The organism is Streptomyces sp. GL_140 (assembly GCF_057834465.1).
In genome coordinates this window covers 3,880,443-3,903,354 of record NZ_CM174404.1, presented here as the reverse complement: position 1 = coordinate 3,903,354, position 22,912 = coordinate 3,880,443, and the positions used below count along the sequence as shown (strand labels likewise).

General features: G+C 73.0%; 23 protein-coding genes. 8 read left to right on the top strand and 15 right to left on the bottom strand.

Going from position 1 to position 22,912, the window contains the following annotated elements; genetic code table 11:
* Positions 1-88 precede the first annotated feature (88 nt).
* Entirely contained in the window at positions 89-307 is a 219-nt protein-coding gene (locus tag AC3IYJ_RS18075; protein ID WP_112450969.1) for a hypothetical protein, read from the top strand.
* A gap of 36 nt (positions 308-343) precedes the next feature.
* Here AC3IYJ_RS18075 and AC3IYJ_RS18070 read toward each other — a convergent pair whose 3' ends face one another.
* The 3 genes from AC3IYJ_RS18070 to AC3IYJ_RS18060 all read right to left on the bottom strand — a co-directional run bounded on the left by AC3IYJ_RS18070 (position 344) and on the right by AC3IYJ_RS18060 (position 1,727).
* A complete protein-coding gene (locus AC3IYJ_RS18070; protein WP_489402331.1) occupies positions 344-757 on the bottom strand; it encodes a PIN domain-containing protein in 414 nt (137 codons plus the stop codon).
* Entirely contained in the window at positions 754-1,026 is a 273-nt protein-coding gene (locus AC3IYJ_RS18065; protein WP_489402330.1) for a CopG family transcriptional regulator, read from the bottom strand. Before AC3IYJ_RS18065 ends, AC3IYJ_RS18070 begins: the two co-directional genes overlap by 4 nt.
* 119 nt (positions 1,027-1,145) lie before the next feature.
* Complete coding sequence (locus tag AC3IYJ_RS18060; RefSeq protein ID WP_489402329.1) at positions 1,146-1,727, bottom strand: GNAT family N-acetyltransferase; 582 nt, start codon at positions 1,725-1,727, stop codon at positions 1,146-1,148.
* A 138-nt stretch (positions 1,728-1,865) separates the two neighbouring features.
* Here AC3IYJ_RS18060 and AC3IYJ_RS18055 point away from each other — a divergent pair, with 138 nt between their 5' ends.
* The gene (locus AC3IYJ_RS18055; RefSeq protein WP_489402328.1) at positions 1,866-3,179 is read left to right on the top strand and encodes a lipase family protein; all 1,314 of its coding nucleotides are present in this window, start codon (positions 1,866-1,868) and stop codon (positions 3,177-3,179) included.
* A gap of 87 nt (positions 3,180-3,266) precedes the next feature.
* Here the strand turns inward: AC3IYJ_RS18055 and AC3IYJ_RS18050 are convergent, their stop codons facing one another.
* From AC3IYJ_RS18050 to AC3IYJ_RS18040, 3 genes are read right to left on the bottom strand one after another with little or no spacing between them, the layout of a single operon-like run.
* On the bottom strand, positions 3,267-4,805 hold the full coding sequence (locus AC3IYJ_RS18050) for a PTS transporter subunit EIIC (RefSeq protein ID WP_489402327.1): 1,539 nt from the start codon (positions 4,803-4,805) through the stop codon (positions 3,267-3,269).
* 37 nt (positions 4,806-4,842) lie between these two features.
* A complete protein-coding gene (murQ, locus tag AC3IYJ_RS18045; RefSeq protein ID WP_489402326.1) occupies positions 4,843-5,769 on the bottom strand; it encodes an N-acetylmuramic acid 6-phosphate etherase in 927 nt (308 codons plus the stop codon).
* Between the two features lie 20 nt (positions 5,770-5,789).
* A complete protein-coding gene (locus AC3IYJ_RS18040) occupies positions 5,790-6,749 on the bottom strand; it encodes a MurR/RpiR family transcriptional regulator (protein ID WP_489402325.1) in 960 nt (319 codons plus the stop codon).
* Between the two features lie 102 nt (positions 6,750-6,851).
* Between AC3IYJ_RS18040 and AC3IYJ_RS18035 the strand changes: the two genes are divergently transcribed.
* A complete protein-coding gene (locus tag AC3IYJ_RS18035; RefSeq protein ID WP_489402324.1) occupies positions 6,852-7,247 on the top strand; it encodes a DUF8819 family protein in 396 nt (131 codons plus the stop codon).
* 37 nt (positions 7,248-7,284) lie between these two features.
* Positions 7,285-7,554, top strand: a complete 270-nt coding sequence (locus AC3IYJ_RS18030; protein ID WP_489402323.1) for a DUF4031 domain-containing protein — start codon at positions 7,285-7,287, stop codon at positions 7,552-7,554.
* Here the strand turns inward: AC3IYJ_RS18030 and AC3IYJ_RS18025 are convergent.
* The 3 genes from AC3IYJ_RS18025 to AC3IYJ_RS18015 form a co-directional block, all read right to left on the bottom strand.
* Positions 7,532-8,125, bottom strand: a complete 594-nt coding sequence (locus AC3IYJ_RS18025; RefSeq protein WP_489402322.1) for a hypothetical protein — start codon at positions 8,123-8,125, stop codon at positions 7,532-7,534. The genes AC3IYJ_RS18030 and AC3IYJ_RS18025 overlap by 23 nt on opposite strands.
* 95 nt (positions 8,126-8,220) lie before the next feature.
* Positions 8,221-9,465, bottom strand: a complete 1,245-nt coding sequence (locus AC3IYJ_RS18020; RefSeq protein WP_489402848.1) for a Cmx/CmrA family chloramphenicol efflux MFS transporter — start codon at positions 9,463-9,465, stop codon at positions 8,221-8,223.
* Positions 9,466-9,545: 80 nt separating this feature from the next.
* Positions 9,546-10,193 carry an HD domain-containing protein gene (locus AC3IYJ_RS18015; protein ID WP_489402321.1) on the bottom strand — a complete coding sequence of 216 codons (648 nt, stop codon included), beginning with the start codon at positions 10,191-10,193 and terminating at the stop codon, positions 9,546-9,548.
* A gap of 135 nt (positions 10,194-10,328) precedes the next feature.
* Here AC3IYJ_RS18015 and AC3IYJ_RS18010 point away from each other — a divergent pair, with 135 nt between their 5' ends.
* Entirely contained in the window at positions 10,329-11,030 is a 702-nt protein-coding gene (locus AC3IYJ_RS18010; RefSeq protein WP_489402320.1) for a copper homeostasis protein CutC, read from the top strand.
* A gap of 219 nt (positions 11,031-11,249) precedes the next feature.
* Here the strand turns inward: AC3IYJ_RS18010 and AC3IYJ_RS18005 are convergent, their stop codons facing one another.
* Positions 11,250-13,367: a HelD family protein gene (locus tag AC3IYJ_RS18005; protein WP_489402319.1), complete on the bottom strand. Its 2,118-nt coding sequence runs from the start codon at positions 13,365-13,367 to the stop codon at positions 11,250-11,252.
* Between the two features lie 355 nt (positions 13,368-13,722).
* On the opposite strand from AC3IYJ_RS18005, the gene AC3IYJ_RS18000 reads away from it, so the two are divergent.
* On the top strand, positions 13,723-13,908 hold the full coding sequence (locus AC3IYJ_RS18000; RefSeq protein WP_330297120.1) for a hypothetical protein: 186 nt from the start codon (positions 13,723-13,725) through the stop codon (positions 13,906-13,908).
* A 28-nt stretch (positions 13,909-13,936) separates the two neighbouring features.
* Here AC3IYJ_RS18000 and AC3IYJ_RS17995 read toward each other — a convergent pair whose 3' ends face one another.
* Both AC3IYJ_RS17995 and AC3IYJ_RS17990 read right to left on the bottom strand, forming a co-directional pair.
* A complete protein-coding gene (locus AC3IYJ_RS17995) occupies positions 13,937-15,580 on the bottom strand; it encodes a DNA repair helicase XPB (RefSeq protein ID WP_489402318.1) in 1,644 nt (547 codons plus the stop codon).
* 198 nt (positions 15,581-15,778) lie between these two features.
* Positions 15,779-16,450, bottom strand: a complete 672-nt coding sequence (locus AC3IYJ_RS17990) for an HAD family hydrolase (protein WP_489402317.1) — start codon at positions 16,448-16,450, stop codon at positions 15,779-15,781.
* Positions 16,451-16,485: 35 nt separating this feature from the next.
* On the opposite strand from AC3IYJ_RS17990, the gene AC3IYJ_RS17985 reads away from it, so the two are divergent.
* Positions 16,486-16,959, top strand: coding sequence for an N-acetyltransferase (locus tag AC3IYJ_RS17985; RefSeq protein ID WP_489402316.1), 474 nt, complete (start codon positions 16,486-16,488; stop codon positions 16,957-16,959).
* Between the two features lie 93 nt (positions 16,960-17,052).
* Here AC3IYJ_RS17985 and AC3IYJ_RS17980 read toward each other — a convergent pair whose 3' ends face one another.
* The 3 genes from AC3IYJ_RS17980 to AC3IYJ_RS17970 all read right to left on the bottom strand — a co-directional run bounded on the left by AC3IYJ_RS17980 (position 17,053) and on the right by AC3IYJ_RS17970 (position 21,829).
* On the bottom strand, positions 17,053-18,312 hold the full coding sequence (locus AC3IYJ_RS17980; RefSeq protein WP_489402315.1) for an LPXTG cell wall anchor domain-containing protein: 1,260 nt from the start codon (positions 18,310-18,312) through the stop codon (positions 17,053-17,055).
* Positions 18,313-18,676: 364 nt separating this feature from the next.
* Positions 18,677-19,282 (bottom strand): DUF4291 domain-containing protein, encoded by a 606-nt coding sequence (locus AC3IYJ_RS17975; RefSeq protein ID WP_489402314.1) that lies wholly within the window; start codon positions 19,280-19,282, stop codon positions 18,677-18,679.
* Between the two features lie 69 nt (positions 19,283-19,351).
* The gene (locus AC3IYJ_RS17970) at positions 19,352-21,829 is read right to left on the bottom strand and encodes a helicase-associated domain-containing protein (protein WP_489402313.1); all 2,478 of its coding nucleotides are present in this window, start codon (positions 21,827-21,829) and stop codon (positions 19,352-19,354) included.
* Positions 21,830-21,925: 96 nt separating this feature from the next.
* On the opposite strand from AC3IYJ_RS17970, the gene AC3IYJ_RS17965 reads away from it, so the two are divergent.
* Complete coding sequence (locus AC3IYJ_RS17965; RefSeq protein ID WP_489402312.1) at positions 21,926-22,912, top strand: hypothetical protein; 987 nt, start codon at positions 21,926-21,928, stop codon at positions 22,910-22,912.

The window sequence follows — 22,912 nt, the reverse complement described above, 5'->3', positions numbered from 1 at the left end:
TTGTTGCGGTGTCCGCATTGAAAGGCTAGCCAGTCGGTCGCCACTCTGAGTGCCGAAGCTGATTACTCAGAGCGAAAGGTGACATGTCATGGTGCTCACGCCCAAGGAGCGGATGCAGGCGGCCGAGGAGGCCGTGGGGCAGCTGAAGGCGGCCCTGACGGATGTGGGGGTGGTGTTCCCCTCGCTCGGGGTGGACGGGGTCTCGGCCGCGGGGTCGTACGGGCTCCCGCTGGTCGACCTGGGGCGCTGCAACCTCGACACCGCGCTCCGGCTGGCCGCCGTGCTCCACGAGCGGGCCCACCCCTGACCGGCGGATCGAGGGCGGGCCACGGTCGGGTGGGGGTCAGACCTTCACGGCGGCGAGGCGCTTGCCGCAGAGCGCGGCGAGGTCCTCCGGGTCGGAGGTGAGGACGGTGACGGGACCGGGCGCCGCGAGTGCGGTGGCGGCGAGCATCGCGTCGATGGCGTACTTGTGCCCGTGCAGGCCGGCCTCGCGGAGCAGGGCGGTGGCGGCGAGGGCGATCTCCTCCGTGACCGGTTGGACCACCACCCGGGAAAGCGCCCACTTGAGGGTGGGCATGTTGATCTGCGGATGCACCACCTCGGCGAGGGTGACGGTGCTGGTGATGACGCGCACGTCCCGAGCGAAGGCTGCCGCCAGCCATGCCACGGTTTCGCGGTCGCGGGAGATGTATTTCGCGAGGCCCTCGCTGTCAAGGACGAGGGTGCCGGCGGGCGTGGCCTTCCGGGATGTCATGCGGCGTTCCGCCTCTTCTCGGTATTGGCCGGTGCCTCTTCCCGTGCACGCACAAGGAAGTCGGCCTTCTCCCTGATCTCCTCCGCAGTGATCGGGCCGATCTCCGCCTCTGCCACGGCGATGAGCTCGGCGAGCCTGTCCCGTTCGATCTGGCGGGCCACGGCAGCGGTGACGTAGGCGGAGAGGCCGGACGGGCCGGCCAGGGCGCGAGCGGCCTCGGCGATCTCGCGGGGCATCGAGACGGAGTACTTCTGGGTGGGCTCGCTCATGCCACCACTGTGTTCGGTGTGTGGTGCGAAGGAGTACATACGCATAGGTCTACGGCATATGCGTACACCTGGGGCGGCATCGCGCGGCAGTTAGCTCGATGGTGTGACGGTCTCTCCGCTCAGTCCGTGCGCAGCCGGGCGTGGAGGTGTTCGTCGTGCCAGCCGTCCGCGTGGAGGAGGGCTCCGCGCATGGTGCCCTCGAGGGGGTAGCCGGCCTTCAGGGCGACGCGGCAGGAGGCCGGGTTGGCCACCGAGTGGGTGATGCGGACGCGGTGCAGGCCCAGTTCGCCGAAGGCCCAGCGGGTCACCGCGGACACGCCCTCGGTCATGGCTCCGGCGCCCCGCCTGGCCGGTAGCAGCCAGTACATGATCTCGGCGCTGCCGCCGCGCAGGTCGATGTCGGCGAGGCCGATCAGGCCGACCGCCACCGCGTCCTCGGCAGGGGCCACGGCCCAGACCGCCGCCTGTTCGGTGTGCCAGCGCTCGCGCCAGCGGGCGATGCGGGTGACGGCCCGGTCCTCGGTCAGGCGGTCCGGGCGGTTCCAGTGGCGGATGTCCGGATCGGCGTACGAGGCCACGAGCGCGGGGGCGTCGTAGGGCTCCCAGGGGCGCAGCAGCAGCCCGCCGGGCAGGGCGTACGTCGGCTGGGCGAGTGCGGCCATCCGGCCCGCGGGGACGACGGCCGGTATCGAGTCGGTCATCGGTTCAGGATGCCGTCCGGTCGGCGGGGCCGTTGCGGTGACCCTCAGCGACACATATCCGGTGAAAGGTCACAGTCAGCGACAAATCGCACCCTTCTCCCTACTGTCTGGTCGGGCACCGAGTGAATGGATGAAGAGATGAGACGACGGCTTTCGGCGATCGCCGCGGCCGGTCTGGCCGCGATCCTCGCGCTGGGCTGCGGCACGACCTCCACCGCGAGCACGAACCCGGACGGAGGCAAGGGCGGCAAGGGCCTGTGCGCCCCGGGCGTCCCGATCGGTCCGGAGGGCCAGAAGTTCTACGATCCGCCGTCGCCGCTGCCCGAGGGCGATCACGGTGATCTGATCTGGGCCCGTCGCGTCGATGCTCCCGACGGTGCGCGCGCCTGCCGGATCCTCTACTTGTCGAAGCTCCAGAGCGGCACCCCCGTGGCCGTCTCCGGCATCGTGGCCTGGCCCGACGCCCCCGCGCCCAGGCACGGGCGCAACGTGGTGGCCTGGGCCCACGGGACCGTGGGCGGACCGCGCCAGTGCGCGCCCTCCGCGGTGCCGAACCCGGCCACCGACCTGGTGGGTTACTACACCTACGACAGCCCGTGGGGCATCGACGTCGGCGTGCCGGCACTGACGCAGTTCCTCGGTTCCGGCGACATCGTGGTCGGCACCGACTACCAGGGCCTGGGCACCCCGGGCGTGCACCAGTACACGGTCGCCGTCACGGAGACCAACAACGTCCTGGACTCGGTCCGCGCGGCCCGACAGATCGCCGACGCCCACGCGAACGACAAGGCGGCCGTCCTCGGCTGGTCGCAGGGCGGCGGCGCGGCGACCTTCATCGCCCAGAACTACAAGCAGTACACCCCGGAGACCAAGCTGGTCGGCATCGCGGCGCTGGCGCCCGCGGCCGACCTGGGCCCGGACTTCCGAGGCCTGGTGCTGCCCGGCCCGACGTCCCCCACCTCGCCGTCCCACAACGCGGCGCTGCGCGTCAACGTCTACCGGGGCTTCCTCGCGGCCTACCCCGGGCTGAAGGCCGAGGACGTGCTGAAGACGGCCGGTCTGGAGGCGCTGCGCGGTGACGGGGTGATGTGCATCGAGCACCTCGCCGACGTGATCCAGGAGAACGTGGGCAACGCCGGGCAGCTCGACACCCTGTTCCAGCCGCTGTCGGTGGTGCCGGAGGTCTGGCACCAGCGCTTCCACGAGAACACCCCGGGCTATGTCGCCTCGGTGGCGCCGATCCTGGTGATGCAGGGGACGGCGGACACCGTCATCAACCCGAACTCCACCGACGAGTACGTGAAGCGGGCCTGCCGCTTCAACAAGCCCGTCGTGTACACGAAGTACCAGGGCGCGACGCACCAGACGATCCCGAACGTCGCGGAGTCGGAGTACCTGAGCTGGATCGCGGACCGCTTCGCGGGCCGTCCCGCTCCGTCCAACTGCGCCTGACACGAGGCGATCCGCACAGGAAGGCTCCGGGCCGGTGGACCACACCGGCCGGGAGCCTTCCTGCGTACGGGGGCGCGTGCCCGCCGGTCAGCGGCCCACGGGCACCGGCGCCGGGCCGGCGGGCTCGGCCGAGGAGGCCGGGGGCGCGGATACGGGCTGCTCGGCGGCTGCGGCGTCGCCGTCCGGGTCGGAGTTGAAGTCGGTCAGCATCTGCTTCGTGAAGCCGAAGAAGTAGGTGGCGGCGAAGCCGACCAGGTAGCCGACGGCCAGGCCGCCCGCGTAGATGGCGATGGTCATCCCCATGCCCGACTTGCCGTCGAGGAGCGGGAACAGGGCCCAGCCCGAGGGGCCGATGGCGGTGGAGCCGAAGGCGGTGCCGAGCTGGTTGAAGAGGCCGACGAAGGCTCCGCCCGCCGCGCCGCCGATGCAGGCGGTGATGAAGGGGCGGCCCAGGGGGAGGGAGACGCCGTAGATGAGGGGCTCGCCCACGCCCAGGAAGCCGGCCGGGAGGGCGGACTTGATGGTGGCGCGGATCGAGCGGTTGCGCGGGAGCTTGCAGTAGACGGCGATGGCCGCGCCGACCTGGCCCGCGCCCGCCATGGCGAGGATGGGGAGCAGGACGGTGTAGCCGGTCTGCTCGATCAGGGTGGTGTGGATGGGGATCAGGGCCTGGTGCAGGCCCAGCATCACCAGCGGGAGGAAGAGGCCGCCGAGGACCAGGCCGGCGAAGGCGCCGCCGGTGGCGAGCAGCCAGGTGGCGAAGGTGCCGATGGCGGAGGAGACCTCACCGGCTACGAACATCAGGCCGAAGATCGTGACCAGGCCGGAGACGAGGACGGTGAGGGTGGGGGTGACCAGGACGTCCAGGGCCTCCGGGACCCACTTGCGGCACCACTTCTCCACCTGGACGGCGAGCAGGGCCGCCGCGAGGGCGCCCAGGACGCCGCCCTGGCCGGGGGAGAGGTGCTGGCCGAAGGCGTCGATCTTCGCCACGCCGGGGAAGACGATGATGGCGGCTACGGCGCCGCCGAGGATCGCCGTGCCGCCGAACTCCTTGGCCGTGTTGTAGCCGACGAAGACCGCGATCAGGGACATGAAGCCGGAGGCGATAGCGGCCAGCGCCGGGACGACGGCGGGCAGCCAGCCCATGTTGGTGATGAACCCGTTGAGGCCGGCGATGATGCCGCAGCCGATCAGGGCGGGGATCAGCGGGACGAAGATGTTCGCGATGCGGCGCAGGAACAGCTTGAAGGGGGTGGAGTTCTTCGCCTTCTGGGCGTCCTTGATCGCCGCGCCCTGGGCGGCCAGTCCGTCCGCGGTGACGGAGTGACTGGCGGGGCCGGCCGGGCCGGTGGAGGCGTCCGAGCGGCCTTCCGCGACCAGGGCCTCGAACTCGGGCGTGACGCGGGCGACGGTGCCCGGTCCCAGCACGATCTGGTAGGTGTCGTCCTCGACCACGCCCATGACGGCGGGCACGGCCTTGAGGGCCTCGTCCTGGACCAGCGAGCGGTCCCGCAGGGTGATGCGCAGGCGCGTCATGCAGTGCGCGATGGAGAGGATGTTGTCCGGACCGCCGACCAGAGGAAGGATCGCGGCGGCTGTGGCGCGGTTCTTGTCAGTGGACATCGTGGTGTTCGCCTTGCTGCTTGGGGTCAGCGGGAGGTCAGCGGGAGGTCTGGGTGAGGGCGGCCCGGAGGTGGCCCTTGGAGGCGGTGAGCAGTTCGCCGGCGGTGGGGCCGTCGACTCCGCCGAGGATGACGAGGATGGCCTGCTTGACCTCGCCGTCGGACGCGGTGAGCGCGGCCTCGATCTCCTCGTCCGGGGCGCCGGTGGCGAGGGAGACGATGCGGCGGGCGCGGGCGCGCAGCTTCTCGTTGGAGGAGCGCATGTCGACCATGAGGTTCCCGTAGGTCTTGCCCAGGCGGATCATCGTGAGGGTCGAGATGAGGTTGAGCACGAGCTTCTGCGCGGTGCCGGCCTTCAACCGGGTCGAGCCGGTGAGGAGTTCGGGGCCCACGACGACCTCGATGCCGTGGTCGGCGGCCGCGGCAAGCGCGGAACCGGCGTTGCAGGACAGGCCCACAGTGAGCGCGCCGCGTCCGCGGGCGAACTCGACGGCGCCGATCGCGTACGGGGTGCGGCCGGAGGCGGAGATGCCGATGACGGTGTCCTCGGCGGTCAGGGCCAGCGCGGTCAGGTCCTCGGCGGCCAGCTCCTTGGAGTCCTCGGCGCCTTCGACGGCCTTGACCATGGCGGAGGGGCCGCCCGCGATCAGGCCGACGACCTCGGAGGGGTCGGTGTTGAAGGTGGGCGGGCACTCGCTGGCGTCCAGGACCCCCATCCGGCCGGCGGTGCCGGCGCCCGCGTAGATCAGCCGTCCGCCGCGGGCCATCCGCTCGGCGATCCCGTCGATGGCGGCGGCGATCGTCTCCAGCTCCCCGGCGACGGCGGCGGGGACGGTCGCGTCCTCGGCGTTCATCAGGCGGGCGATCTCGAGGGTGGACAGCCGGTCGATCTCGGCCAGCTCGGGGCGGAAGGCCTCGGTGGTCAAGGTGGCGAGCTGGGCGCGGAGTTCGGCGTACGCGGTCATGAGTGGGGGCTCCTGAACTGCTAGCGGGTGGTGCTGGTGCGCTTGGAGGTGGGTACGGGGGTGTGGTGGCGGGGCGCGAGCGCCTCGTACGAGGCTGCGAGCGCGGGCGCGGCGGTCTCGTAGGTCTGCTGGGCGACGCCGACGAAGAGGCAGTCGACTACGAGCAGCTGGCTGGTGCGGCTCGACATGGCGGCCGGGCGCAGCTGGGTCTCGCGGGCGGCGGAGGTGGCCAGCACGAGGTCGGCGTAGTGGACGACGGGGGAGTTCGCCCGGGCCGTGAGAGCGAGGGTGGTGGCGCCGTGCTCGAAGGCGATCCGCAGGGGTTCGATGACGTCGCCGGTGCCGCCGGAGTGCGTGATGGCGATGGCGACGTCGCCGGGGCGCAGCAGGACGGCGGTGGTGACGGCCAGGTGCGGGTCGTTGTGCGCGTGGGCGATGAGGCCGATGCGCGACAGCTTCTGGGCGAGGTCCTGGGCGACGAGGCCCGAGGCGCCGACTCCGTAGATCTCGATGCGGCGGGCGTCCGCGAGGGCGGAGACGGCCGAGGCGAGGGCGGTGACGTCGAGGCCGGCGGCGGTGTCGGTGAGGGTCTGCGCTTCCTCGTGGGCCAGCTTGGCGACCACGTCCGCGAGGGAGTCGTCGACGGCTATGTCCACGGTGACCGCCGGGGCCGCGCCGGACTCCTGCTGGGCGGCGAGCGCGGCGAGCGCCAGGCGCAGGTCGCGGTAGCCGGGGTAGCCCAGGAGGCGGGCGGTGCGCACGACGGTGGCCTCGCTGGTGCCGGTGCGGGCGGCGAGGCCGGAGACGGTGAGCGCGGCGCACCCGGCGGGGTCTTCGGCGACGGTCTCGGCCACGGCCTGCATGGAGCGGGTCATCGAGGGGCCGAGGCTGCGGACGCGGGCCCGCAGGGCGGCGGGGACGGGGACGGGGACGGTTACGTCCGCACCCTCGCTGAAGGTTTCTTTCACGTTCTTGCTCACGCTTGAAATCTATTTTCAGCGGGGTGGGGGCGTCAAGACGCCATCAGTCACCGGCGCAAGAGGACCTTCGCCACTTGGGCCGTCCGGGTCCACAATGTCTCCATGGACCACGCGACCCCCCTGGAACAGGCGCTGCACGCCGCACGCGCCCTCGTACTCGCCGATCTCGTCGCGGGCGAGGTCGCCGAAGCCGATGTCGTCTCCCTCGTCGAGAACTCGGTCACGCATCGCCGGTGGTGGGTGGAGCAGTGGCCGGAGGGTGTCGACTACCTCGCCGGACTCGTCGCCCAGGACGTGAAGGACGCGCTGCTGCAGAAGTACGGGCGCTGGCCGCTGTGCCCGGTCTGCAACCACGGCGAGCCGCACGCGCTGGACGTCGAGCCCGAGCTCGGACCGGACCCGATGTGGGTGTGCTCGGAAGCCGGCGTGCGGGTGGCGCCGGTGGGCGGACTCGGACCCGTCTTCGCGGGCGGCTTCGCCACCGGGTACGACGAATGAGCCGCCGGGGAGCCCGGGCGCGGCGGACGAGCCGCCGGTGAGGGTGTACATCGACCCGCCCGACTGGCCGGGTCACGGCCGCATGTGGTCGCACCTGGTCAGCGATGTCTCGTACGAGGAGCTGCACGCCTTCGCGGCCTCGATCGGCTGCCCGGAGCGGGCCTTCGAGCGGGACCACTACGACGTGCCCTCGCACCGCTACGAGGACGCGGTGGGCGCGGGCGCGATCGAGATAGGCAGCAAGGAACTGGTCCGGCGGCTGACGGCGGCCGGGCTGCGCAGACCTAAGGGGCGGCCGGCGCCTTAGCGGTGCCGGGGGCCTCGGGGGTCTTCGGGGCGCAGACCAGCACGGTGATCTGTGCGACGGCGCCGATCAGGACCACGCCCTGCAGGGTCACGAGGTTGCCGAAGGCGACGGACGCCACGAAGGCGGGGACCGCGGCGGTGTGCACGGCGAGCACGGTCCGGAGCAGCCGGCCGCCCGCGTTCCATGTCCGCCGGGATTCTCCCGAGGGGCGCCACAGGGTCCAGGTGACGAAGGCGGCGACCAGGCACCCGACCGCCACCGCGGGCCACGGCAGGTGCAGCGGGGCAGTGGCCCCCGCGCCGATTCCGTATCGGGCCAGGTTCAGGGCGCCGAAGGCGGTGACGGCCGGTCCGGTCGCGCAGAAGAGGCCGCCGATCAGGCGCATCCTCTTGATCCGCACCTCCCGGGGCAGCGCGAGAGGAGACGGGGTCCGGCGGCGGCCCGACCGTTCCTGCATGTCCAGGAACTGCCCGGCCGTGCCCCGGAAGTCCGTAGCCAGGGCCAGTCCCGTCCCGCTCGCCAGGAGCCCCCACCCCAGCAGGAACAGTCCCGGGCCCTCGCCGACTCCCATGACCCCGTCTCACCTCTTCCGCGTCCGGCCCCCCGCCGGACGGGCTCACGCTAGGCCCCCGGCGGGGTCGCCCGGCATGCCGGGAACCGGCAGTCTCAGCGGTCGGCGGGCTGCCGGGTTCCGGCCACACCAGTCGTCGCGGCATCCGCCGAGGACGCCACGACGCGGGTCGCGGCCGGCCCCGTACGAGGCCTCGTGCGCCGGTCCAGGCGCAGGGCTACGAGGCCCAGGCCGATGGCGGTGACGGTCATGGCGCCGCCCGCCCAGGCGGTGGCGGAGAAGCCGTAGCCGGCGTCGATGACGGTGCCGCCGAGCCAGGGGCCGCCGGTGTTGCCGAGGTTGAACGCGGCCGTGGTCGTGGCTCCGGCCAGGGTCGGGGCGGCGCCCGCGACGTTGAACATGCGGGCGTTGAGCGCCGGGGCGGTGAAGAACGCCGAGAAGCCGAGGAGGAAGGACAGGGCGATCGCGGCCGCTGCGGTGGAGGCCAGCAGGGCGAGGGCCGCCAGGAAGACGGTGGAGGCGGTGATGCCCCACAGCATCACGCCGAAGAGGTTCGCGTCGGCGATCCGCCCGCCCAGGGTGGTGCCCAGCAGCGCGCCCACCCCGAAGAGGCCCAGGATCCACGGCACCCAGCCGGAATCCAGCCCGGCCACGTCCGTGAGCAGCGGGGACAGGTAGCTGAAGGCGCAGAAGACGCCGCCCGCGGCGAGCGCGGTGACACCGATCGACAGCCAGACCTGGCGGTCGCGGTAGATCCGCAGCTCGCGGGAGAGCGTCGGCTTCTCGTCGGGCAGCGGGATCTTCGGGATCAGGGTGAGGATGCCGGCGAGGGCGATGGCGGAGGCCGCGGCGACGGCCCAGAACGCGGAGCGCCAGCCGAACTGCTCGCCGAGGAACGCGCCGGCCGGGACGCCCAGCACGTTGGCGATGGAGAGGCCGCCGATCATGACCGCCATGGCGCGGGCGCGCTGGTGCTGCTCGACCATGGCGATGGCCACGGCCGCCCCCACGGCCCAGAAGCCGGCGCAGGCGAGCGCGGAGACGATGCGGGAGGCGAAGAGCAGCTCGTAGGAGGGGGCCAGCGCGCCCGCGACCTGCCCGAGGCCGAAGAGGCTGATGAGGGAGACCAGCGTGGTGCGGCGGGGCAGCCGCAGCGTGGCCACGGCCAGCAGCGGCGCACCGACCACCATGCCGATGGCGAAGGCCGATATGAGCAGGCCCGCCTGGGGAATGGTGACGCCCATGTCCTCGGCGATGGGTGGCAGGAGCCCAGAGAGCATGAACTCGCTGGTTCCGAGTGCGAAGACGGAGAGGCCGAGGATGTAGACGGCAACGGGCATGCGGGTGCGTTCGGCTGCTACGGGCATGAACTACACCAACCACGCAGAAACGTTTCACATTCCCTGGGCGCGCCTTGCCCCTACGCGAGCTCCGCCAGCTCGGCGGCCAGGTTCGCGCGGGCCGGGGCCTCCCAGTGCGCGGCCCCGTAGGGGGTGCGGAAGAGACGCGGCAGGTCCAGCAGCTGGCGCAGGACGCCGGCGCGGCCCTCGCGGAAGGCCTCGTCGGGGACGAAGGCGTACTCGGAGCGCACGGCCGCGGCGTACGCGGCGTAGGCGTCCGGGGCCCCGGCCAGGACCCCGAGGTCCGCGTCGCACAGCACCTCGCCGTTGGTGTCCCCGGGCGCGGGGTCGTGGGTGACGGTGAGCCGGACCAGGCGGGCCGTCTCGGCGGTGCGCGCCGCGTCGACGCCGAGCTCGGGCAGGGCGCGCTCGGCGAGGGCGGCGCTGCGCTCCTCGTTCTCGGAGCGGTCGGGGCGGTAGACCGCGTCGTGGAACCAGGCCGCGAGTTCCACGGCGGCGAGGTCCTCGGCGTGCGGGGCGAGTACGTCGATCCGTGCGAGTACGTCGGCCAGGTGCGCGGTGGTGTGGTACCTGCGCTGCGGCTCCGCCCAGGCGGCGAGGAGCCGGTCGGCGTAGGGGCCGGGATCGCGGTCGGCGCCGGCGGCGGTGGCGGTCGCGTGCCAGCGGGTGCGGAGGCCGAGGGCGCTGCCCTGCGTGTCGGAGGTCATGCGGACATTGTGGTGGTGGCGTGATTGTGCTGGTGAAGGGTGGGCGAAGGCCCGTACCCTGAATATTGGACTAGACCTATTTTCCATACTGGCCCGGAAGGGTCATACGAGCAGTTATCCGAAGGATGGGATTACATGAGCAACCGTGCGCTCCTGGAGGTGATCGCCCTCGACGTGGAGGACGCGGTCGCGGCCCAGGCCGGTGGGGCGGACCGACTCGAGCTGGTCACCGACATGGCCGCCGACGGGCTGACCCCGCCGCGCGAGACCTTCGCGGCGATCAGGGCGTCGGTCGACATCTCCCTGCGCGTGATGCTCCGCAAGGCCGACGGCTTCTCGGTGGGCACCGCCGAGGACCTGGACCGGCTGCTCACGGAGGTACGGGCGCTGCGCGCGGAGGGGGCGGACCAGTTCGTCCTCGGCTTCCTGAACCCGGACGGCAGCCCCGACCTGGCCGCCGTCGAGCCGATCGTGGCGGAGCTCGGCGGCTGCGGATGGACCTTCCACCGGGCGATCGACCGGGCGGCCGACCGCGACCAGCTCCGCAAGGCGCTGGCGGACCTGCCCGGCCTGGACACCTACCTGACGGCGGGCGCCGCGGGCGGGGTCGACGAGGGCCTGCCGGTGCTTCTGGCGGAGGCGGCGCGGTCCGCGGCCGCGGAGCCCGGCTACGAGCCGCGGATCCTGGTCGGCGGAGGGCTGGCCCTGTCCCACCTGCCGGTGCTGCGCGAAGCGGGCATCGACGCCTTCCACATCGGCGGCGCGGCCCGTCCCTCCGGGTGGGACCGTCCGGTCTCGGCTGCCGCCGTCGCGGACTGGCGTTCCGCCCTGTCCTGACCTGCGGCGCCGTTGCCGGGGCCAGCCCCCGGACCCCCGCGCCTCAAACTCCCCCAGCTACCGCTGGGAGGTGCCCCCGGGCGGGGCTGGATTGCCCGTAGGGCAATTTCAGCCCCGCCGGCGTTTGAGGCAGGGGGCACCCCCAGCGGTAGCTGGGGGAGGGTCTGGGCGGAGCCCAGGGAACGGTGGAAGGGCGGGTAGGGGACAGGCCCCGCAGGGTCAGGTCAGTGCCGCCGGCAAAGGGGCCGAGTGGAGGAGGGTCAGACCCGACACGGCTCGGGTCAGGCAGACGTACAGCCGCCGCAGCCCCGTGCGTTCGTCGGGCTCGCCCGAGACCACCGCCGCAGGCTCGTCCAGGACGACGTAGTCGTACTCCAGACCCTTCGCGAGCGACGCCGGCACCAGCGTCAGACGGGACTCCGCCGTCGTCTCCTCGCCGGGCGAGAGGTACGGCAGCCCCGCCGCCGCCAGGGCCTCCGCCAGCTCCGGGATCCGCGCGTCCGCCGCGATCAGCCCGATCGAGCCCTCGTACGCGAGCGAGGACCGGCAGGCCTCCACGGCCGCGGCCGTGGAATCCGCGACGGGCGAGACGACCAGGGAACCCGGCGTCTCACGGACCGAGGAGACCGGGGCCAGGCCCGGGGAGATCGAGGGGAGCAGGCGGGAGGCGTAGGCGATCACCTCGCGCGGTACGCGGAAGCCCGCCGTCAGCTCCTCCAGCACCGCCGCCGGCTTGCCGAGGTGTTCCAGCGCCTCGTCCCAGCTGCGCGTCGCCCACGGGGTCGTGCCCTGGGCGAGGTCGCCGAGGATCGTCGCCGAGCCCGTCGTGCAGCGGCGGCCGACCGCCCGGTACTGCATCGGCGACAGGTCCTGCGCCTCGTCGAGGACGACGTGGCCGAGCGAGTGCGTGCGCTCGACCAGGTCGCCGGCCTCGTCGATGAGGACCAGGTCGGCGGCCGACCACTTCGCCGACTTCACGCTGCGGAACGGCTTCTGCCACAGGAGGAGCTTCTGCTCGTCCTCGGAGAGGATCCCGTCTGCGTGCGCCGCCAGGAACTCCGGGTCGGAGAGGAGGCGCAGCACCAGCTTTGCCGGTTCCACCAGCGGCCAGACGGTCTTGACCAGGGCCTTCACGGCGGCGTTGCGGGCCACCGCGTCCTGGACGCGGTCGTCGGGGGCCTCGCCCGCCTGTTCCATCCGGACCAGGACGGTGTGCGCGATCCGCTGCGGGAGGGCGTCGCGGGCGGCTCCGTAGCGGATGTCGCGGTCCTGGAGCTCCGCGACGATCTCGGCGATCTCGTACGCCGGCACCCGCCAGCGCCGAGATCCGCGGACCACCATGAGGGGCTCGGCCGGCTCGGTGACGTGGGAGTGGACCGCGCGGCGCAGGACCTGCGCCATCCGGGCGTCGCCCTTGACCACGGCGGTTTCGGCGGTGTCCGTGCCGCGCACCTCCAGGTCCGGGCGGGCCACCAGGTCGTCGACGGTCGCCTGCTTGACCTCCAGCTCGCCCAGGGCGGGCAGGACCTGCTCGATGTAGTGCAGGAAGGAACGGTTCGGCCCGATCACCAGGGTGCCGGTGCGGGCCAGGCGGTCGCGGTGCGCGTAGAGGAGGTAGGCGACACGGTGCAGGCCGACGGCCGTCTTGCCGGTGCCGGGGCCGCCCTGCACGCAGACGGAACCGGACAGCCCGGACCGGACGATCTCGTCCTGCTCGGGCTGGATCGTGGCGACGATGTCGCGCATGGGGCCCACGCGCGGGCGCTCGATCTCCTGCTGGAGCAGCTTGCTCACGGTGGCGGCCGCCTCCGCCAGGTCCGAGAGGTGCTCGTCCTCGTACGCGGTCAGCTCGCCGCCCGTGTAACCGAAGCGGCGGCGCAGCGAGACGTCCTGCGGATCGGCTTTGGAGGCCCGGTAGAAGGGCTGGGAGACGGGCGCGCGCCAGTCGATCACCATCGGGTCGCCGTCGGCGTCGTGGACGTGGCGGCGGCCGATGTAGAACTGCTCGCCCTCCGCGCCTTCGGCGAGCTCGGCGCCGGGTGCGTGCAGGTAGTTGAGGCGGCCGAAGAAGAGCGGGGTGTGGGAGAGATCGGCGAGGGCCTTGATGCGGTCGTCGATCTGGGCCTGGAGCACGATGGCGTTGACCCAGTTCGCGGTGACGTCGCGGATGTCCAGGGCCTCCACGTCCTCGCGCATCGCGCGGAGCGCGGAGCGGGAGGAGGCGAGGTGGGCCCGCTCCCGGGCCAGGGGGTCGGTGGCGGCGGTGCCGTCTGCGTCGGCGCTGAGGGGATTGCTGTGGGGATCGGCCGGTACGTGGGCGTGGGCGTGCGCGGGCACGGAACTGCCTCCTGCTGCTGGCTGCTGCTGCGAGTGACTGCGTGATGCGGACGAACGGGCCCGCCGGTTTCCGTCCGGAGGGCGGCTCTCCCCGATGAGGCAGCGGGAGGCGGCAAGAGCGGAGATTGTAGTCATCGCGGAGGCGGCACGCGAATGCATAACGCGCGGCGATCCGGAACGGCCGGGAGGCGAAAGTCCCTCCGGTCCGGGCCCCCGTACGGGTGTCGACCGGGGGACGTCCTCCTTCGGACAGAGCCCTTAGGGGGAGGCATGGGCCGGGAGTATTAGGCGGCGCGCCCCGAGGTTCAGCCCCCAGGGCGATGTGGTGCGCCCGGCGAAAACGCACCATGAATACATGAGCACCGCAACCTTCACCCCGATCCAGGGCCGCCGCGCTCGCGGCGCCACCGCCACCTCCGTCACCCGTCCGCGCCACAGCGTCGGCGGCGTCTTCCGCGCCGCCAAGGTCTTCGCGGCGGCAGCCGTGAGCGTCGTCGTCCTCGGCGAGTACGCCGAGGACGCGGGCGTCATACGCCGCTGACCCGCGTCCCGGCTGCCCCGCGAGCCCGTCAGTCCGTTGCCAGCAGCTCGTCCGCGTCCATGATCCGGTAGGCGTAGCCCTGTTCGGCCAGGAAGCGCTGGCGGTGCGCGGCGAAGTCCTGATCGATGGTGTCGCGGGCGACGACCGAGTAGAAGCGGGCCTCGTGGCCGTCCGCCTTCGGGCGCAGGACGCGGCCCAGACGCTGGGCCTCCTCCTGGCGGGAGCCGAAGGTGCCGGACACCTGGATGGCGACCGTGGCCTCGGGCAGGTCGATCGAGAAGTTCGCGACCTTCGAGACGACGAGCACGCTGATCTCGCCCTCGCGGAAGGCGTTGAAGAGCTTCTCGCGCTGCGCGTTGGAGGTCTCGCCCTTGATGACCGGCGCGTTCAGGTGCTCGCCGAGCTCGTCGAGCTGGTCGATGTACTGCCCGATGACCAGGGTCTGCTCGCCCGCGTGCTTGGCGACGAGCGCCTCGGTGACCTTGCGCTTGGTCGCCGTCGTCGCGCAGAAGCGGTACTTCTCCTCCGTCTCGGCGGTCGCGTACGCGAGCCGCTCCGACTCGGTGAGGTTGACCCGGACCTCGACGCAGTCCGCCGGCGCGATGTAGCCCTGCGCCTCGATCTCCTTCCACGGGGCGTCGAACCGCTTCGGGCCGATCAGCGAGAACACGTCCGACTCGCGGCCGTCCTCGCGCACCAGCGTCGCGGTCAGGCCGAGCCGCCGCCGCGCCTGGAGGTCGGCGGTGAACTTGAACACCGGCGCCGGCAGCAGGTGCACCTCGTCGTAGAGGATCAGACCCCAGTCCCGGGAGTCGAAGAGCTCCAGGTGCGGGTAGATGCCCTTCCGCTTCGTCGTCAGGACCTGGTACGTGGCGATGGTGACGGGCCGGATCTCCTTGCGAGTGCCGGAGTACTCGCCGATCTCCTCCTCCGTCAGCGAGGTCCGCTTGATCAGCTCGTGCTTCCACTGGCGGGCGGAGACGGTGTTCGTGACCAGGATCAGCGTGGTCGCCTTGGCCTTCGCCATCGCGCCGGCGCCGACCAGGGTCTTGCCGGCGCCGCAGGGCAGCACGACCACGCCGGAGCCGCCGTGCCAGAAGCCCTCGACGGCCTGCTGCTGGTAGGGGCGCAGCGCCCAGCCGTCCTCGTTCAGATCGATCGGGTGCGCTTCGCCGTCCACGTATCCGGCGAGGTCCTCGGCGGGCCAGCCCAGCTTGAGCAGGGTCTGCTTGATCTGGCCGCGCTCGGAGGGGTGCACGGCCACGGTGTCGGCGTCGAGCCGCGCACCGACGAGCGGGGCGATCCGCTTGGACCGCAGGATCTCCTCCAGGACCGGCCGGTCGGTGCTGGTCAGGACCAGCCCGTGGACGGGGTGCTTGGAGAGGGTCAGGCGGCCGTAGCGGGCCATGGTTTCGGCGACGTCGACCAGCAGCGCGTGCGGGACGGGATACCGGGAGAACTCCACGAGCGCGTCGACGACCTGCTCGGCGTCGTGGCCGGCGGCGCGGGCGTTCCACAGGCCGAGGGGGGTGATCCGGTACGTGTGGATGTGCTCGGGAGCGCGCTCCAGCTCGGCGAAGGGCGCGATGGCCCGGCGCGCGGCTCCGGAGAGCTCGTGGTCGATCTCGAGGAGCAGCGTCTTGTCGCTCTGGACGATGAGGGGCCCGTTCACGCACGTCCCTTTCCGGCATGGGAGGACCGCCCGGACGCGGACGGCCAAACCTCCAGTCTGCCGCATCGCTCCGCTGGGTGGTGGGTTCTGGGGTGTACGGCGCTTCGGAGCCCGGTCGGCGCCGAGGGCGATCGGGTGCGGTGCCGTTGCCGGGGCTCCGCCCCGGACCCCGCGCCTCAAACGCCGGCGGGGTTGAAATCAAACGCCGGCGGGGCTGATTTCGCCGGTCGTGAAGGCGAGGATTTCAGGGGCGGCCTCGCGCAGGGTCGGGAAGTGGCGGTGGGCGCCGTCCGCAGGGGTGGGGCTGTTGACGGACCAGACCGTCATGCCGGCCCGGAGCCCAGACCGGATGCCCGACGGGGCGTCCTCGACGACCAGACACTGCTCGGGGGCGGCGCCCAGCAGTCGCGCGCCCAGCAGGTACGGGACCGGCGAGGGCTTGCCCTCGGTGACGCGGGCCGCGTCCACCAGGACCGGTGGGACCGGCAGGCCGGTGCGGTCGAAGCGGCCGCGCACGCGGTGTTCGTAGTTCGAGGTGACCAGCCCCCAGCTGCCCGCGGGCAGGGCCGCCAGCAGCTCGGCCGCGCCGTCGAAGGCCTCGTAGACCCCGGTGCGGACGTCCTCGTCCTCCAGCTCGTGGAAGGCGGCCAGGCACGCCCGGGGATCCCGGTCCGGGGCCACGGCGGCGAAGGTCTCCATCGGGCGGGTCCGCAGCGCGACCTCGTACACCGCGTCCGGGTCCAGGCCGTACCGGGCGGCCCAGGTCGCCCAGACCCGGCGCTGGTTGGCGAGGGCGTCGACGAGGGTGCCGTCCACGTCGAAGAGGACGTACCGGGTGGGGGCGGTTGCGGTGGGTGTGCCGGTGGTCATCGGTGGATCATGCCAGGCCCCCGTAGGGTCGCCGCATGAGCACTGATCAACAGGATTTCGTACCGGCGGCGGACGTCTTCGAGGTGCCTGCCCGGCTCGTGGGGGAGGGTTTCTGGCTGGAGCCCCTGGGACCTCAGCACAACGAGGGGGACCTCGCCGCCTGGAGCGGGAGCATCGCGCACGTGCGCGCGACTCCCGGATTCCTCGGGAACTGGCCTCCGCTGGAGGGGATGAGCGCGGAGGCGAACCTCGCCGACCTGGTGCGCCACGCGGGGGACTTCGCCGCCCGGCGCGGATTCACGTACAGCGTGCTGGAGGGGGAGGCGGCCGAGGTCGTCGGATGCCTCTACATCTACCCGGCGAAGGCGGATCCGGAGCGGGTGCACGTCACTTCCTGGGTGCGCGCCGACCGGGCGGCGCTGGACAAGGCCGTGTACGAGGCCGTCACGAACTGGCTCGCCGAGGTCTGGCCGTTCGCGCCGGAGCGGATCGACTACGCGGCCAGGTGAGACGGCAGCGGGGAACACGAAGGCGCGGGGGCCCGGCACATGGTGTGCCGGGCCCCCGCGCCTTCGTCGAAGGGCGGGACTAGCCGCTAGCCGCTAGCCGCGGACGGCCTTGCGGCGGCGGGCGCCGAGCCAGGCGGCAGCGCCGCCGAGGGCGACGAGGGCAGCGGCCAGGCCGGTGTACAGGCCGGTGTTGGAGTCCGAGCCGGTGTGCGCGAGGGAGCCGGTCGCGGCAGGGGTGTTGGCCTTGGTGGGGGTCGCCGTGGCCACCGGGGTGGTGGTCGCGGAGCCGGTCGGGGCCGGGGTGGTGGGCGCGGGGGAGGTGGGGGCGGGGGTGGTCGGGGCCGGCGTGGTGGTCTTCGGGGTGAAGTGGACCTTCTGCGCGGCACCGCCGAACTGGAAGGTGTTGCCCTCGGCGAGACCGATCTTCGTGGTCAGCAGGACCGAGACGGCCTTGTTGGCGGGCGTCTTCGGGCCGAGCTTGACCTGCAGGCGTACGACGCGCTCGCCGGAGGCGGCGCCGAAGCCCTTCGCGATGACCGGCAGCCGACGGTCGCCGTTGCCGCCCGTCAGGTCCTTCCACGCGCCGTCGACCTTGATGCGCGTCTGGACGTCGGCGCTGACCGGGGTTCCGTCCGGGTTGTTCACGGTGTCCACGTCGAGGTACGTGTTGAGGGCGGTGCTGAACTCGCCGTCGCCGGTGACCTGGTAGTGGACGTTCAGCTCCTTGCAGGCGGAGCCGTCGGTGCCCTGGCAGTCGGTGACGCCGTCGAACCAGTTCTTCAGCTCGCCGGGCTTGGTCTGCGGGCTCGTCTTGAAGGCCAGGGAGGAGTGGCCGTCCTTGGCGATCTCGTCCGAGAGGGCCCCTGCCTTCACGGTGAAGTCACCGTCGACGGTCGGGTAGTTCTTGTCGAGCCCGATCGTGAACTTCCAGACCATCTTGCCGCCGGCCGGGATCTCGAAGGCCCCGGCGGGCTTGCCGGCCGGGAAGAACAGGCCCTGCCAGCCGCCGTCCTGCGTCAGGACGTGGGACTCGGTCGCCGGGGCGTCCACCGCTTCGACCTTGTAGACCACGTCGGTCCGCTGGAGCGGGCTGCCGCCGGTGTGGTCGAGGAGCATCCACGGGTGGTAGGGGGCGGCCTTGCCCGTCGGGTTGCTGACCGTCAGCTCGAAGGTCTCGGTCGCACCGCCGCGGGTCAGCGGGCCGCTCGGCACCGGCGCGCTCATCGCGGTCTTCAGCACCGGCGCGCTGTCCTCGGCGGCGTGGGCCGACAGCGGCATCAGGACGGTACCGGCGATGGCGGCGACGACGACGGCGGCGGAGGTGTTGCGCAGGGCGGCGGTGCGAGCGGACATGGTGGACTCCCCCAGGAATCAACGAGATCAGACGGCAGTGGCGGCCGAGAGGGCCGGGGTTGGCCCGAGAGGGCCGAGGGATGGCCCGAGTGGGCCGAGAGGCAGAGCGGAGGCCGAGCGAGGTGGCCGGAGGCGAACTCCGGTCCGGTGGTGCGGGTTTCGCTGGCGGTCCGGTTCTTTTCCCCCCGGTCGCTGCTGCGATGAATGAATCTTCACACAGATCACATCTCTGATCCGTCGTCGGAATGTCACCGCCTTGCAACAGGCCCAGCAGCCCGTTCCGTGCGCTCTGACCTGCGATAACGGAATCATCTCGACCTGTTTCCACCCCGCGCCCCGGCCCGCCGGACGTCACGGGAACCGGCTACGCGACCGGGTGCTCCGGCGGCCCCGCCGGGTAGGGGGTTTCGGCCGGGAGCAGGGCGCGTGCCGCCTCCGTTTCGCCGGACCGGACCAGGGCGTGGATCTCCCGCGCCAGCGGGGTCACATCACGGATGGAGACGGTCCACTCGTCGGCGTAGGCCCGCGAGGCCGTTCCGGACAGCCCCAGTTGGAGCGATCGGTACGGCAGCGCGTTGAGGCGCAGATCGCGCTCCGGGTCCCACTGGACGCGGACGGGGGAGGTGCGCAGTGCCTGCTTCCAGGCCCCCTGGTCGGGGTGCACGTCCGGGTCGTAGTGGGACAGGCAGGCCTCGCGCACCGCCGCGTCGAAGCCGGCGCGGGTGATCTCGACGGCCAGCACCGTCTCCTGGTCGGCCTTGGAGGCCCAGCCGCAGCGGTACATCATCCACAGGAACGAGGGCTTGATCCACGTCATCCGCTCCCGCTTCCAGGCGGCCGGGAAGCGGCCGTCCCGGGCGGCGGGGAGCCCGAGGTGGGGGCCGTAGGCCTGGTAGACGGTGATGGTGCTGTCGGTGTGGGACGCGCGGATCTGACGCTGCGGGGTCGCTCCGGACAGGTATTCGGACATGCGCCCAGGGTGCGGGGCCCGCGTGCCCCGAAGCCAGTGGATTTGGCCCTTCACACCCTCGTGCACCCCTCAGACCTGGTCCTCCGCCAGTTCGGCGACCCCCGTGATCCGGTGCAGCGCGTACGTCCGTACCTCGTCCGCCGTGTGGTCGTACCCGGTGACGAAGCCGCCCTCCACCCGCACCGGGGCGATGACCCGCTGGCTCGCCGCCCCGTCGGCGTTGACGTAGCCGATCCAGACCGCCGAGCCGATCATCGCGGCCGCCTGCACGGTGGCCAGGGTCTCCGCCGCGCTCGTGCGCGGGAGCTCGCCCGGGCCCCCCGAGGACGCCGCGGCGGGCTCCTTGCGGACCGCAGTCGCCGCCGCGTCGCCCGCGCGGATGGCCCGTACGGCCGCCCCCAGCAGCGTCGCGTCCGGCACCGGCGGCCCGTCCGGGACCGGTACGGGCGCCGAGCGGGCCGGGGTGCGGTGGGCGTCGGCGCGCGCCACCAGGACGTCGCCGGTACGGGACTCCGCGGCCGGGGCGTACCCCATGGCCCGCAACCCGTCGAGCAGCGCGCCCGGTTCGGCCTGCGCGGCCAGCACCGTGGGGGCGAGGCGGCGCAGGCCCAGGCCCGCCGAACGCTTGTCGGCCATGATCTCGCCCAGCATGCTGTCGTCGTCGCAGCGCACGTACGAGGAGGCCGAACCGACCCGCAGGTGGCCGTGGCGCCGGGCGACGTCGTCGATGAGGTACGACAGCGGCTGCGGCACCGGGGTGCGGCTGTGCTCGGTCAGGAAGGACTGCAGGTCGACGGCGGTGTGGCCGGCGTCCAGCGCCCGGCGGACCGACCCGGGCGTGAACCGGTACACCGTGGCCCCGCCCTTGGACTCCACGTCCGCCAGGACCGCCAGGACCTCGGCGAGCGGGCGGCGCAGCGGTCCCGGGGCCACCGCCGTCAGGTCGGCCTGGAGCAGTACGTGGTCCACCGGCTCGGGCAGCAACGGAGCCAGCAGCGGCGCGGGTTCGCGGCCCTCCAGCAGGGCGCGGCCGTGCGCGGACAGCGCGCCCCGGCCGGTGACGCCGAGGACCTCGGCCTCGGTCAGGGCCCAGTTGGCGAGGCGGGCGCGCAGCTCGCTCGTACCGCGCACCGGGCGCTCCCACGCGAGGCGGGCCTGGAGCGCGGCGGTGTCCGGGGCGCCGCCTTCGGGGAGGTCGGCCAGCAGGCGCAGGACCCGGCGGCGCACCTCGGGGGCGGCGGAACGGTCCAGGTCCGAGCCCAGGACCGACAACGTACGGCCCTTCGCGTCCTGTTCGCCGGCCAGCCCCGCGGTCCGGGTCGCGGACAGCCAGGCCGCCGCCAGTACCGACCAGCGTTCGGCGGGCGGCAGATCGCACCAGCCGTCGAAGGCCGGGGTCGGGGCGTAGCGTTCGTCGGCCTCGCCGTCGCTGGCCAGCAGCCCGGCCGCGTAGGCGAGTTCGATCCAGAACGCCGCCGAGCGCTCGTCGGTGTCCAGGGCCGCCGCGGTCCGCTTCAGGTCGCGCACGGAGAGCCCGCCCGCCCGGAGCACCGCCGGGCCGGTGTACTCCCAAGACTTCACCAGTTCCTCGACGGTAGACAGCGCCGCCAGCGCCTGGCCGGCCGCGTTGGCGTCCACAAGCTGTGGACGGTGCTCGCGCAGCGCGGGAACGGCCGGCGCCTGCGGCTCCGTCAGCCGGTGCGCGAGCCCGCCGCGCAGGTACAGCGCCACCTCGCGCGGCAGCACGACCGTGCGCGCCGAGGCCGGCAGCAGCAGACCCCGGTCGCGCAGCCAGCGCACCGGAGGCGTCGGATTCGGGGTCACCTCCCCGTACGGCGGCCCCCACACGAGCCGGCCCAGCACCTGATGGGCCTCCGCCGGAGCCTCGTCGAGCAGCGCGGACATCCGCTCCGGATCCGTGAACAGGCCCGTCAGCGCGGTCACCGCCGACACCGGGTCGTGCGTGGCCGTCAGCCCGGCCGCCGCCACGATCTCCTGGACCCGGGTCGGCGACATGCCCGCGGTGGCCTCGGCGACGGTGGGACCCAGCCCGGTGGGGGAGGGGCGGGACGCCGAGGGGGCGAGCAACTCGCGGGCGGTGCGCACCAGGCGCAGCCGGTCCTCGTCGCCCCACACGAGGGCCTGGTCGCGCAAGGTGGCCAGGGCACGAGGGAGCTCGGCGCCGGCCCCGTTGTCCTGCCCGGAGGTGGTCCCCGTGTCCCCGCTGAGCAGGGCTTCCAGCACCGGGTACGGGCACGGCTCCGGAGCCACCGCGAGAGCCTCGGCCGTCTGCAGCGCGAACCGGTCCAGGCGGTCCAGGGCGCGCACCACCGAGGCGCGGGTCCCGGCCCGCGTCGCCAGCTGCGTCACGTCCCCCGGCACCGGGCTCAGCAGGTCGGGACGGGCGCGCAGCAGGGCGGCGAGCCCGTCGTCCTCGCGGGCGCGCAGTGCTTCGGCGAGGGAGCGCGGAGCGCTTCCCGCGGTGCTCGGGTCAGGCACGGTCGTCGCCTCCTGGTCGCGTCGGCCGGTCAGTCGGCCGGTCCCCATCCGGTCAACGGTATCCGCTGAGCCCTGCCCGGCTCCACGGGCGCACGCGCTACCTTCGGGGCAGTGGTCCGGGAGGAGCGCGGGAGGAGCCGGGGCGTGGGGATCGAGAGCGACCATCTGGTCTACGAATATCTGAGCCGGGTCGGGGACTTGGCGCAGCGCAGGCACCTGTCCTCGGGCGACCGGATGCGGCTGGTTTCGGGGCTGCGGGACGAAATCGACCGGCGCCGGGCGAAGTACGAACCGGAGACCCCGGCGGCGGTACGCCGCATCCTGGAGCGGATCGGCACGCCGGAGGAGGTCCTGGACACCCTGTCGCAGCGGCCGGCCGCGCCGGGGCCCGCCCCCGCCGCGGACCCCGGGCCGGCCGTCCCCACCCAGCGCGAGCCCGGCCGCCTGCGCCGCAGACAGGCGCCACCGCCCGACCCGGAGCCGGCCCGGCCCGCGCCGCCGCACCTGGCCGGCCTCGACGAGCTCGGCGCGGGCGAGAAGATGGAACCCGACTGGTGGCGGGTCGCGCCGGGCGCGCCGGGCACGTCGGTGGAGGGCTTCGCGGGCGGGATCGAGATCCCGGAGCTGTTCAAGGAGCCGGAACCGGACGAGGCGGAGAAGGACCCGGCCGCCGCCCCGGACGCGGCCCCGGGGCAGGCCGCCGAACGCCCGACCCTCGTACGGTTCCTGCGCGAGCGGCGGCGCGCCGCGAAGGCCGAGGCCGCCGCCGTGGTGGACCCCCCGGCCGCGGCGCGGCCGAAGCCGCACCTGTTCCTGCTGCTCGCCGCGATCGCGCTGGCCGCGGGCGCGGTCTCCGGCTACTGGCTGCTGCTCGCCGCGGGCTGGCTGCTCGCGTACGCCTCGCGGGTGCTGGGTCCTGCGGAGCGCAAGCTGGTCGTCTTCGGCTTGCCGGGGGCCGTGTTCGCGACGGCCGTGGTGTGGGTGTGGGGGCGGCTCGAGGGTAAGTGGGGGGCGCCGCTCGCGGACGGGGCGATGGGCGGGGCCTTCCACGACATGTGGCCGTGGCTGGCGCGGGGTGCGGCTGTCGCTTCCGCGGTGTACCTCGTCTGGCGCTCGCGGCGCCGGGGCTGA